Annotated in this window: 3 protein-coding genes, 2 tRNA genes and 3 rRNA genes (1 of these 8 only partly in view); all 8 read left to right on the forward strand. The window is 56.3% G+C overall.

Annotated elements, in window-relative coordinates:
- Nucleotides 1–256: ribosomal RNA gene (locus PSH79_RS03480) — 16S ribosomal RNA — on the forward strand; it begins 1281 nt to the left of the window's first position.
- Between the two features lie 82 nt (nucleotides 257–338).
- A tRNA-Ile gene (locus tag PSH79_RS03485) sits at nucleotides 339–415 on the forward strand.
- A gap of 31 nt (nucleotides 416–446) precedes the next feature.
- A tRNA-Ala gene (locus tag PSH79_RS03490) sits at nucleotides 447–522 on the forward strand.
- 250 nt (nucleotides 523–772) lie between these two features.
- Nucleotides 773–3666: ribosomal RNA gene (locus PSH79_RS03495) — 23S ribosomal RNA — on the forward strand.
- 151 nt (nucleotides 3667–3817) lie between these two features.
- A 5S ribosomal RNA gene (rrf, locus tag PSH79_RS03500) occupies nucleotides 3818–3933 on the forward strand.
- The 16S, 23S and 5S rRNA genes sit together here with 2 tRNA genes alongside, the layout of an rRNA operon.
- A 155-nt stretch (nucleotides 3934–4088) precedes the next feature.
- Nucleotides 4089–7541, forward strand: coding sequence for an exodeoxyribonuclease V subunit gamma (gene recC / locus PSH79_RS03505; RefSeq protein ID WP_305441262.1), 3453 nt, complete (start codon nucleotides 4089–4091; stop codon nucleotides 7539–7541).
- On the forward strand, nucleotides 7538–11227 hold the full coding sequence (gene recB, locus PSH79_RS03510) for an exodeoxyribonuclease V subunit beta (RefSeq protein WP_305441263.1): 3690 nt from the start codon (nucleotides 7538–7540) through the stop codon (nucleotides 11225–11227). The genes recC and recB overlap by 4 nt, the downstream gene beginning before the upstream one ends.
- Nucleotides 11224–13329, forward strand: a complete 2106-nt coding sequence (gene recD / locus PSH79_RS03515; RefSeq protein ID WP_305441264.1) for an exodeoxyribonuclease V subunit alpha — start codon at nucleotides 11224–11226, stop codon at nucleotides 13327–13329. Before recB ends, recD begins: the two co-directional genes overlap by 4 nt.
- The last annotated feature ends 54 nt before the right edge of the window (nucleotides 13330–13383 follow it).

Here is a 13383-nt window from a genome sequence, read left to right on the forward strand (position 1 = left end):
AAAACCGATCGTAGTCCGGATCGCAGTCTGCAACTCGACTGCGTGAAGTCGGAATCGCTAGTAATCGCGAATCAGAATGTCGCGGTGAATACGTTCCCGGGCCTTGTACACACCGCCCGTCACACCATGGGAGTGGGTTGCACCAGAAGTAGCTAGTCTAACCTTCGGGAGGACGGTTACCACGGTGTGATTCATGACTGGGGTGAAGTCGTAACAAGGTAGCCGTAGGGGAACCTGCGGCTGGATCACCTCCTTAATCGACGACATCAGCTGCTCCATAAGTTCCCACACGAATTGCTTGATTCATTGAAGAAGACGATAAGAAGCAGCCCGAAATTGGGTCTGTAGCTCAGTTGGTTAGAGCGCACCCCTGATAAGGGTGAGGTCGGCAGTTCGAATCTGCCCAGACCCACCAATTTTGTGTGGGAAACGCCTGTAGAGAATACGGGGCCATAGCTCAGCTGGGAGAGCGCCTGCCTTGCACGCAGGAGGTCAGCGGTTCGATCCCGCTTGGCTCCACCACTACTGCTTCTGAAGTTTTGAAAGCTTAGAAATGAGCATTCCATCAGTGTGATGATGAATGTTGATTTCTAGTCTTTGATTAGATCGTTCTTTAAAAATTTGGGTATGTGATAGAAAGATAGACTGAACGTTACTTTCACTGGTAACGGATCAGGCTAAGGTAAAATTTGTGAGTTACTCTGAATTGAGTATTATCGAATTTTCGGCGAATGTCGTCTTCATAGTATAACCAGATTGCTTGGGGTTATATGGTCAAGTGAAGAAGCGCATACGGTGGATGCCTTGGCAGTCAGAGGCGATGAAAGACGTGGTAGCCTGCGAAAAGCTTCGGGGAGTCGGCAAACAGACTTTGATCCGGAGATGTCTGAATGGGGGAACCCAGCCATCATAAGATGGTTATCTTGTACTGAATACATAGGTGCAAGAGGCGAACCAGGGGAACTGAAACATCTAAGTACCCTGAGGAAAAGAAATCAACCGAGATTCCCTTAGTAGTGGCGAGCGAACGGGGACTAGCCCTTAAGTGGCTTTGAGATTAGCGGAACGCTCTGGAAAGTGCGGCCATAGTGGGTGATAGCCCTGTACGCGAAAATCTCTTAGTCATGAAATCGAGTAGGACGGAGCACGAGAAACTTTGTCTGAATATGGGGGGACCATCCTCCAAGGCTAAATACTACTGACTGACCGATAGTGAACTAGTACCGTGAGGGAAAGGCGAAAAGAACCCCGGAGAGGGGAGTGAAATAGATCCTGAAACCGTATGCGTACAAGCAGTGGGAGCAGACTTTGTTCTGTGACTGCGTACCTTTTGTATAATGGGTCAGCGACTTATTTTCAGTGGCGAGCTTAACCGAATAGGGGAGGCGTAGCGAAAGCGAGTCTTAATAGGGCGTCTAGTCGCTGGGAATAGACCCGAAACCGGGCGATCTATCCATGGGCAGGTTGAAGGTTGGGTAACACTAACTGGAGGACCGAACCGACTACCGTTGAAAAGTTAGCGGATGACCTGTGGATCGGAGTGAAAGGCTAATCAAGCTCGGAGATAGCTGGTTCTCCTCGAAAGCTATTTAGGTAGCGCCTCATGTATCACTGTAGGGGGTAGAGCACTGTTTCGGCTAGGGGGTCATCCCGACTTACCAAACCGATGCAAACTCCGAATACCTACAAGTGCCGAGCATGGGAGACACACGGCGGGTGCTAACGTCCGTCGTGAAAAGGGAAACAACCCAGACCGTCAGCTAAGGTCCCAAAGTTATGGTTAAGTGGGAAACGATGTGGGAAGGCTTAGACAGCTAGGAGGTTGGCTTAGAAGCAGCCACCCTTTAAAGAAAGCGTAATAGCTCACTAGTCGAGTCGGCCTGCGCGGAAGATGTAACGGGGCTCAAACCATACACCGAAGCTACGGGTATCACCTTCGGGTGATGCGGTAGAGGAGCGTTCTGTAAGCCTGTGAAGGTGAGTTGAGAAGCTTGCTGGAGGTATCAGAAGTGCGAATGCTGACATGAGTAACGACAATGGGTGTGAAAAACACCCACGCCGAAAGACCAAGGTTTCCTGCGCAACGTTAATCGACGCAGGGTTAGTCGGTCCCTAAGGCGAGGCTGAAAAGCGTAGTCGATGGAAAACAGGTTAATATTCCTGTACTTCTGGTTATTGCGATGGAGGGACGGAGAAGGCTAGGCCAGCTTGGCGTTGGTTGTCCAAGTTTAAGGTGGTAGGCTGAGATCTTAGGTAAATCCGGGATCTTAAGGCCGAGAGCTGATGACGAGTCATCTTTTAGATGACGAAGTGGTTGATGCCATGCTTCCAAGAAAAGCTTCTAAGCTTCAGGTAACCAGGAACCGTACCCCAAACCGACACAGGTGGTTGGGTAGAGAATACCAAGGCGCTTGAGAGAACTCGGGTGAAGGAACTAGGCAAAATGGCACCGTAACTTCGGGAGAAGGTGCGCCGGTGAGGGTGAAGGACTTGCTCCGTAAGCTCATGCCGGTCGAAGATACCAGGCCGCTGCGACTGTTTATTAAAAACACAGCACTCTGCAAACACGAAAGTGGACGTATAGGGTGTGACGCCTGCCCGGTGCCGGAAGGTTAATTGATGGGGTTAGCTAACGCGAAGCTCTTGATCGAAGCCCCGGTAAACGGCGGCCGTAACTATAACGGTCCTAAGGTAGCGAAATTCCTTGTCGGGTAAGTTCCGACCTGCACGAATGGCGTAACGATGGCGGCGCTGTCTCCACCCGAGACTCAGTGAAATTGAAATCGCTGTGAAGATGCAGTGTATCCGCGGCTAGACGGAAAGACCCCGTGAACCTTTACTATAGCTTTGCACTGGACTTTGAATTTGCTTGTGTAGGATAGGTGGGAGGCTTTGAAGCGTGGACGCCAGTTCGCGTGGAGCCATCCTTGAAATACCACCCTGGCAACTTTGAGGTTCTAACTCAGGTCCGTTATCCGGATCGAGGACAGTGTATGGTGGGTAGTTTGACTGGGGCGGTCTCCTCCTAAAGAGTAACGGAGGAGTACGAAGGTGCGCTCAGACCGGTCGGAAATCGGTCGTAGAGTATAAAGGCAAAAGCGCGCTTGACTGCGAGACAGACACGTCGAGCAGGTACGAAAGTAGGTCTTAGTGATCCGGTGGTTCTGTATGGAAGGGCCATCGCTCAACGGATAAAAGGTACTCCGGGGATAACAGGCTGATACCGCCCAAGAGTTCATATCGACGGCGGTGTTTGGCACCTCGATGTCGGCTCATCACATCCTGGGGCTGAAGCCGGTCCCAAGGGTATGGCTGTTCGCCATTTAAAGTGGTACGCGAGCTGGGTTTAGAACGTCGTGAGACAGTTCGGTCCCTATCTGCCGTGGACGTTTGAGATTTGAGAGGGGCTGCTCCTAGTACGAGAGGACCGGAGTGGACGAACCTCTGGTGTTCCGGTTGTCACGCCAGTGGCATTGCCGGGTAGCTATGTTCGGGAAAGATAACCGCTGAAAGCATCTAAGCGGGAAACTTGCCTCAAGATGAGATCTCACTGGAACCTTGAGTTCCCTGAAGGGCCGTCGAAGACTACGACGTTGATAGGTTGGGTGTGTAAGCGCTGTGAGGCGTTGAGCTAACCAATACTAATTGCCCGTGAGGCTTGACCATATAACACCCAAGCAATTTGCGTCGAAAGGCCAAGTTGCGGTGTGTGAAGACGAAACGAACCGAAAGTTCGATGTTCACAAAACACCGAAAGCTGTCACATACCCAATTTGCTGAAGCGAGACCAACTGGTCACGACTCAGTACCCGAATTTCTTGACGACCATAGAGCGTTGGAACCACCTGATCCCATCCCGAACTCAGCAGTGAAACGATGCATCGCCGATGGTAGTGTGGGGTTTCCCCATGTGAGAGTAGGTCATCGTCAAGATTAAATTCCGAAACCCCAATTGCGAAAGCAGTTGGGGTTTTGTTTTGCCCGCAGGAAAGTTCGTACAGCAATCACAGACGCCGTCCGGCTGTCATCACCTGCCGACAATGCTAAGGTTCTGACCTAGCTTTTGTACTTTTCTCCAAGGAAGTCTTATGCCGGACGCCCAGTCCCTCAACGCTGCATTCATGGTGGTTCAGAGCAATAGCCTGGACGAACTGCGCAGCCTGGTGGTCAGCATCATGCGGCGCTATCCACTGGCTCCCTTGGAAAATGAAATTGCCCTGGTGCAGAGCAACGGCATCGCCCAGTGGCTAAAGTTGGCTTTGGCTGAGGACCCCGAAGAGGATGACCTCGGTGGTTGCGGTATCGCAGCGGCAATCGATGTGCAATTGCCTGGCAGTTTCATGTGGCAGCTCTACCGCATGGTTTTAGGCCGAGATGAAATTCCAGCCAAATCCCTGCTCGATAAAGCCCCGCTGACCTGGCGCCTCATGAGGCTGCTACCTCAGGTTATCGACCGCGCGCATTTCGAACCTTTGCAACGTTTCCTGACCCACGACACTGACCTGCGCAAGCGATATCAGTTATCCGAGCGCCTGGCGGATCTGTTCGACCAATACCAGGTGTATAGAGCTGACTGGCTTGAAGATTGGGCTGAAGGTCGACATCAACTGCGTAACGTCAGAGGCGAAGTAAAGCCACTGTCGCCCACCAGTTGCTGGCAGGCTGAGCTTTGGCGTGCGTTGTTGGAAGATGTGGGTGCCCAAGGTATGGCTCAGAGCCGCGCCGGTGTTCATCAGCGTTTTATTGAGCGCATCGGTAACCTCGCAGAAGCGCCAACGGGGCTGCCTTCACGAGTGATCGTTTTCGGAATTTCCTCCCTGCCGGCGCAGGTACTTGAAGCTCTGGCCGGACTCGCGCGTTTCAGTCAGGTTTTATTGTGCGTACATAACCCTTGCCGCCATCACTGGGCCGATATCGTCGCTGACAAGGATTTGCTGCGTCACCAGTACAAGCGACAATCGCGCAAGAGCGGTATGCCCGTAGTACTTGATCCCGAGACCCTGCATCAACATGCTCACCCTCTCCTTGCAGCATGGGGCAAACAAGGTCGCGATTACATCAACCTGCTCGACAGCTATGACGATCCCAACAGCTATCGATCAGCATTTCGCGACGGACGCATCGACCTGTTCAGCGAAACCCAGCCACATAATCTGCTCAATCAACTTCAGGACGACATCCTGGAACTGCGCCCACTCGATGAGACTCGCGAGCATTGGCCTGCGGTGGATCTGGCACACGACAATTCGATCCGTTTTCATATTGCCCACAGCGCTCAACGCGAGGTGGAAATCCTTCACGACCAACTACTGGCACGGTTCAGTGCCAATCCGGATCTACGCCCTCGCGACGTGATTGTGATGGTGCCGGACATCGACAGCTATTCACCTCATATCCGTGCGGTTTTTGGTCAGCTTGATCGCTATGACTCACGCTTCATCCCATTCACCTTGGCGGATCAGGGACAGCGCGGGCGTGATCCATTACTGATTGCGGTCGAGCACTTGCTCAAACTGCCGGACAGTCGTTTCCCCGTCAGTGAAATCCTCGACCTGCTTGATGTTCCTGCATTGCGCGCCCGTTTTGGAGTGGAAGAGCGCGACTTGCCGACGCTACACCGCTGGATTGAAGGCGCCGGTGTGCGCTGGGGCATGAACGCCCAGCAACGTGCCGGGCTAGGTTTGCCGGACGAGTTGGAGCAGAACAGCTGGCACTTTGGCCTGCGTCGAATGCTCCTTGGTTACGCGGTCGGTAGCTCAACAGACTGCGCGGGTATCGAACCCTACGATGAAATCGGGGGGCTGGATGCCGCGTTGATTGGGCCCTTGGTAGCTTTGCTCGATGCGCTGGAGCTCGCCCATCAGGAACTCACACAGCCGGCTCAACCCAGAGAGTGGGGGCATCGCTTGCAGGCGTTGATGCAGCTGTTCTTCAAAGCCAGCAACGAGCACGACGACTACTTGCTGACTCAGCTTGAAGAGCTTCGCGAAGCCTGGCTGGAGACCTGTGAGGCTGTAGGACTTGAAGATGATCTTCCGCTTACCGTCGTTCGTGAAGCCTGGCTCGCCGGACTGGATCAGGGCCGTTTGTCTCAGCGCTTTCTTGCCGGCGCGGTGAACTTTTGTACGCTGATGCCCATGCGTGCCATTCCATTCAAGCTTGTCTGTTTGCTGGGAATGAATGATGGCGATTATCCCCGCGCGCAACCACCACTCGACTTCGATCTGATGGGCAGCGACTATCGGCCGGGGGATCGTTCACGGCGCGAGGATGATCGCTATCTTTTGCTCGAAGCGCTCCTGTCTGCACGCAACCAGCTCTACATCAGTTGGGTTGGCCGCAGCATTCGTGACAATAGCGAGCGACCTGCTTCGGTGCTGATCGGCCAGTTACGCGATCATCTCGCCAGCGGCTGGCGATCAATCGACGAAAGCCAGGATCTGTTAAGCGCCATGACGGAAGAACACCCGCTGCAGCCCTTCAGTGCGCGCTATTTCCACGAAGGCGATCAGTTGTTCAGCTATGCCAGCGAATGGCAGGTTTTGCATCAAAGCCACGAGAAACAGAACGAGGCGGAATTGCTCGCGCCCCACGTCCAGGAGGAGCCATTGAGTCTCACCCTGTTGCAGGACTTCTTGCGTAACCCGGTTCGGCACTTTTTCACTCAGAGACTCAAAGTGTATTTTGAAGCCGCGCAAGCACCGCAGGCCGATGAAGAGCCTTTCGTACTGGACGCTCTGCAACGATATACGCTCAGCGACAGCTTGCTCGAAGCGGCGCTCAGGCAACCGGACAATATAGATCAGGCACTGGAAGCCCAGGCCCGACGTCTGCAAAACAGTGGGTTATTGCCAATGGCAGGGTTTGGCGAGTGCCTTCAACGGGAACTGATCGAACCGTTGCCCGACCTGCTGCAACGCTATCAGCAACTCCTGACCCTGTGGCCGACGCCGTTGGCCAGTGCGATCCCGATCAGCCTCGAGTTGCAGGGCTTGCGTCTTGAAGGCTGGCTCTCGGCTTTGCATCAGCGCGCTGACGGAGGCCTGTTGTCGGTCACGACCATTCCCAACAGCATCGGCTCGATCAAAAGCCGCAAATGGCATCGACTCACAAAGCCCTGGGTCAATCATCTTGCGTCCTGCGCCAGCGGTCTCTCGCTGACCACGGCGTTGGTGGCCAGTGACGACACGTTGATGCTTGAACCCATGGAACAGGGGAGAGCCATTCGTTTCCTCGGGGATCTTCTACTCGCCTGGCAAGCGGGCATGCGCCAGCCTCTGCCGATCGCAGTCAAGACCGCTTTTGCCTGGCTGTCCCAGACCGAACCAGTCAAAGCCGAGGCCGCTGCCCGTAAAACCTACGAAGGCGATGGACAGACCAGTGAAGGCGAGCGCCGCGAAAGTCCTGCACTGTCCCGACAATTCACCGACTTCGTTGCATTACTCTCGGACGAGACCTTTTCAGGTTGGTGCGACGCCTTGTATCGTCCTCTGTTTGAAGCGCCCTGGCGGTCATTGTCCAGCGAAGGGGCGCGCTCATGAGCACGAGGACACCGCTTGCGCTGGCATTCCCTCTGCGGGGCAGCCAGTTGATCGAAGCCAGTGCCGGTACTGGCAAAACCTTCACTATTTCTGCGCTCTACCTGCGGCTGATCCTTGGACATGGTGGCGAGTCAAACGGCTTTGCCCGCGAACTGTTGCCGCCTCAGATTCTAGTGGTGACGTTCACCGATGCAGCGACCAAAGAACTGCGTGAGCGGATTCGCACACGCCTTGCCGAGGCCGCGCGATTCTTCCGTGACGAAACGCCAGCCCCTGATGCACTGATCGCTGAACTACGCGATCAATTCGACCCTCAGCAATGGCCCGGTTGCGCCAATCGTCTGGATATCGCTGCGCAATGGATGGACGAAGCAGCTGTTTCCACCATTCACAGTTGGTGTCAGCGCATGCTGCGCGAGCATGCTTTCGATAGCGGCAGCTTGTTCACCCAATCCCTGGAAACCGACCACAGCGATTTGCTCGGCGAAGTGCTGCGCGACTACTGGCGCCTGTTCTGTTATCCGATGCAGGGTGACGCCTTGAATTGGGTTCGCAGCAATTGGGGTGGACCTGCGGCGTTGTTACCTCGGATCCGCGGTTTGTTCGCCAGTGAGCGCGACAGCGATGAAGGCAAAGCTCCGGCAGAGCTGATCTTAGAGTGCTTGCAAGAGCGCCGCGCAGCTTTGATCGAACTGAAAATGCCATGGCGGCAATGGGCCGATGAGTTGCTCGCGATCTGTCATCAGGGCATTGCCAGTAAAACCGTCGACGGTCGCAAGATGCAGGCAAGGTACTTTGAACCGTGGTTCGAAAAGCTCAGAACCTGGGCCGAAGACGAGTCCCTGGAGCAACTGGATATTGGCACCGGATTCACGCGACTGACGCCTGACGGGATGGCAGAAGCCTGGAAAGGCCAAGCCCCGAGTCATCCGGGACTCGACGCGATGCCGGGGCTAAAGTCGAGCCTCGATTCTTTGCCGACCCCCGATGCGGCGGTATTGCAGCACGCCGCCAAATGGGTAGGTGCGCGCTTCGAAGAAGAGAAACGTCGCCGCGCCGAGATGGGCTTCGACGACATGCTGCTGCGCCTGGATGCGGCGCTGCAATCGGAGGGCGGCGAACGTCTCGCAACGCTGATCCGCGAGCAATTCCCGGTCGCGCTGATCGACGAGTTTCAGGACACCGATCCGGTGCAATACCGAATCTTCGAAAGCATCTACCGCATCGAAGAAAACAATCCCGATATTGGTCTGTTTTTGATCGGCGATCCCAAACAGGCGATTTACGCTTTTCGTGGCGCAGATATCTACACCTACTTGCGCGCTCGCCAAGCCACTACCGGTCGGCTGCATACGCTGGGCACGAACTTCCGTTCCAGCCATGGCATGGTGACAGCGGTCAACCATGTATTCGAGCGCGCTGAGTCCCGAGAGCAGGGACGCGGCGCGTTTTTGTTCCGGGAAAAAAGTGGTGAAAATCCTGTACCGTTTCAACCCGTCGAGTCTCAGGGTCGTAAAGAAAAACTGCAGATCGCCGGACACGACGTCGCGGCGCTGAATGTCTGGCACTTGTCCACCGATCAACCCCTGTCCGGCGCGGTCTACCGTCAACAGTTGGCAGCTTCCTGCGCGAGCGAAATCACCGCTCTGCTCAATGGCGGGCAAACCGGCAGCGCCGGGTTCATTCAGGATGGCAAAACCTTCAGAGGCCTGCGACCGTCCGACATTGCGATCCTCGTACGTGACGGAAAAGAGGCCCAGGCTGTTCGCGGAGAGCTCACCAATCGCGGTGTGCGCAGCGTTTATCTGTCCGACAAGGATTCGGTTTTCGCGGCTCAAGAAGCACACGACTTGTTGTCCTGGCTCAAGGCCTGCGCCGAGCCGGATGTCGAACGTTCCCTGAAAGCGGCGCTGGCCTGTATCACCCTGAACCTGCCGTTGGCAGAGCTGGAGCGCCTGAACCAGGATGAGCTGGTCTGGGAGACCCGCGTCATGCAGTTCCGGGGCTATCGCGAGCTTTGGCGCAAGCAAGGCGTGCTGCCGATGTTGCGGCGCCTGCTGCATGACTTCCACTTGCCGCAGACCTTGATCGCACGTAGCGATGGTGAGCGTGTACTGACCAACCTTTTGCATCTGTCGGAACTGATGCAGCAAGCCGCCGCCGAACTGGATGGTGAGCAAGCGTTGATCCGTCACCTGGCCGAGCTTCTGGGGTTGTCCGGTCAGGCCGGCGAAGAGCAGATTCTGCGCCTGGAAAGCGATGAGCAACTGGTCAAGGTCGTGACCATCCACAAGTCGAAAGGCCTCGAATACCCGTTGGTGTTTTTACCCTTTATCTGCTCGGCAAAACCGGTGGACGGCAGCCGATTGCCGCTGCATTACCACGATGCTTCGGGCAAGGCACAAGTGAGCTTGAAACCAACCCCTGAACTGATCGCGCAAGCCGACGATGAGCGTCTGGCCGAGGATCTACGCCTGCTCTACGTCGCCCTGACTCGGGCGCAACATGCTTGCTGGCTCGGGGTGACGGATCTCAAGCGGGGCAATAACAACAGTTCGGTTCTGAATCTTTCTGCGCTGGGTTATTTGCTTGGTGGTGGCGAATCCTTGAAGGAGTCCATCGGACTGAGCCGTTGGCTGCAAGATCTGCAACAAGACTGCGCGGCTATCAGCACGGGTGAAATGCCGCAACCCACCGACGAGCATTACCAGCCACCGCGCAACGATGCCGTCCTCAGCGCCACTCTGTTACCCAAGCGCAAGGCCAGCGAAAACTGGTGGATCGCGTCATACAGCGCATTGCGCATCAGCGACGTATTGAGTGTCGGCAGTGATGAAGCGCCGGACAGTCCTCAGGCCCAGAAACTGTTCGATGACGAACGTCTCGACCCCGATGCTCCGCGAGAAATCATTGCCGGTGGCGCCGATATCCATCGCTTCCCTCGTGGCCCAAATCCGGGAACGTTTCTCCATGGTTTGCTGGAGTGGGCGGGTGATGATGGTTTCGCCGTTACCCGTGAGGCATTGGAGGACGCGATTGCCCGGCGCTGTAATTTGCGCGGCTGGGAGGGCTGGATAATTACCCTGACTGACTGGCTGCAACACTTGCTCAAATCCCCGCTACTGGTGGGTGGCGGGCAAGCACCGGTCATTCTTGAGCAACTGAAACAGTACCGGGTCGAAATGGAATTCTGGTTCGCCAGCCATAAAGTCGACGTACTCAAACTCGACGAACTGGTGCGCCAGTACACCCACAATGGCGTGGCGCGGGTGGGGGCCGAACCGGTGCAGCTCAATGGCATGTTCAAAGGCTTCATTGACCTGACCTTCGAGCACGACGGCCGCTATTACGTGGCCGATTACAAATCCAACTGGCTGGGTGCCGATGACATGGCCTACACCGAACAGGCCATGGAGCAGTCGATCCTCGACAACCGCTACGACCTGCAATACGTGTTGTACCTGTTGGCGTTGCATCGCCAGCTCAAGGCACGATTGCCCGACTACGATTACGACCGGCATGTCGGTGGCGCGCTGTACCTGTTCCTGCGCGGTACTCGCGCGGACAGTCGCGGCGTTTACTTTGCCCGTCCGCCACGTGAACTGATCGAGCGTCTTGACCGGATGTTTCAAGGCAAACCCGAACCCAAAGCCGAACCCGCATGGGAACAGGGAGTCTTGCTATGAGCCGCACCTTCGACGATCTGTTACCGACGCCGCTGACTGCGGACAGCCTGTCTTCACTCTCGCCACTGACTCGCTCCGATGATCTGCTGTTGCTGCTCACCCGGTGGGTCGAGCGAGGCTGGCTGCGTGCGCTGGACAAAGCATTCGTCGCGTTTCTTCATGAGCTAGACCCCGATACTGATCCATTGGTATTGCTTGCCGCCGCACTGACCAGCCATCAACTCGGTCATGGCCATGTGTGCCTGGACCTGTTCGAAACCCTCAAAGCGCCGGATTTCGCCCTGTCGCTACCGCCCGAAGGCGATGTGCAAGGCGGGGTGCTGTTGCTGCCTTCGCAATTGCTGGAGGCCCTCGACGGTGCGCATTGGTGCAAAGCGCTGGCCGGCAGCCCGTTGGTTGCATTGTCGGCTGATAGCAGTGATTCCGCACAGCAACGTCCACTGGTGTTGTCCGGCAAACGGCTCTACCTCAGGCGCTACTGGGCCTATGAGCGCCGCATCGATACGGCGTTGCGCCAACGTCTTTCTCAGGACGAAGCGACGCCAATTGATCTGCCACAACGGCTGAACGGATTGTTCGGAGTGGCCAAAACCGACGATGTGATCGACTGGCAGAAACTCGCCTGCGCCATCGCGACGCGCGGAGCCTTCAGCATTGTCACTGGTGGTCCGGGCACCGGCAAAACCACTACGGTGGTGCGTTTGCTGGCATTGCTTCAGGCGCCGGCGGTGGAGGCGGGGCATCCGTTGCGAATTCGTCTGGCGGCGCCGACTGGCAAAGCGGCGGCACGGTTGACCGAGTCCATCAGCCAGCAAGTGCAATCGCTGAAAGTCGCTGAAGACGTGCGGGCCAAAATCCCCTGCGACGTGACCACGGTGCACCGCTTGCTCGGCAGTCGTCCCGGCACCCGACACTTCCGCCACCATGCCGGCAATCGCTTGCCACTGGATGTGCTGGTGGTCGATGAGGCCTCGATGATTGACCTGGAAATGATGGCCAATCTGCTCGATGCGTTGCCGGCCCATGCGCGATTGGTGTTACTGGGTGACAAGGATCAACTGGCTTCCGTAGAGGCCGGAGCGGTGCTGGGAGATCTGTGCCGCGACGCCGAGAGCGGTTGGTATAGCCCTCAGACGCGGCAGTGGCTGGAGTCGGTCAGCGGTGAAACCTTGCAGGGCAGTGGTTTGCATGAAGACGTCGACGACACCCATCCGCTTGCGCAACAAGTGGTGATGTTGCGTCACTCCCGGCGATTCGGCGAAGGCAGCGGCATCGGCCAACTCGCGCGACGGGTCAATCAGCAGTTGCCGGATGAGGCGCGTCAGTTGCTGGCGGCAGGGCACTATGACGATGTGTATTCGTTGCCGCTCAAGGGCGAGCAAGATCACCAACTCGAGCGCCTTCTGCTTGAGGGCCATGACAATGGCCCGCAAGGTTATCGGCATTATCTGAGTGTTTTGCGCAATCAGCGCCCACCGCTCGGCAGGCCGCTCGAACATCCGGACTGGATCAATTGGGCCCGTGAAGTCTTGCAGGCGTTCGACACCTTTCAGTTACTGTGTGCGGTGCGCAAGGGACCGTGGGGTGTTGAAGGTTTGAACCAGCGCATCACGGCCGCACTGCTCAAGGCACGCCTGATCGAAAACGACCAGCAATGGTACGAGGGCCGCCCGGTGTTGATGACCCGCAACGACTACGGTCTGGGTTTGATGAACGGCGATATCGGCATTGCCTTGAAACTCCCCGAGCGCGAAGGGCCTGACGCTGGCAAACCCGTGTTGCGCGTGGCCTTCCCGCGTAACGATGGTCAGGGCGGCGTGCGCTTCGTGTTGCCGAGTCGGCTCAACGACGTCGAAACCGTGTACGCCATGACCGTGCATAAATCCCAAGGCTCGGAGTTCGCCCACACTGCATTGATTCTGCCCGACGCCTTGAACCCTGTATTGACCAAGGAGCTGATCTACACTGGCATTACCCGGGCCAAGCACTGGTTCACCTTGATCGAACCGCGCGCCGGGGTCTTTGAAGAGGCGGTGCAGCGCAAGGTAAAACGTCTTAGCGGACTCATGCTGGAACTGGAAGAGGGCGCTGAGGTTCGGTGATGATGAACGCTGCTACTTGCGGCGATTACTGACCAGCCAGTCAGGAGTCGCTGT

The sequence above is a fragment of the Pseudomonas sp. FP2196 genome, assembly GCF_030687715.1.
GTDB lineage: Bacteria > Pseudomonadota > Gammaproteobacteria > Pseudomonadales > Pseudomonadaceae > Aquipseudomonas.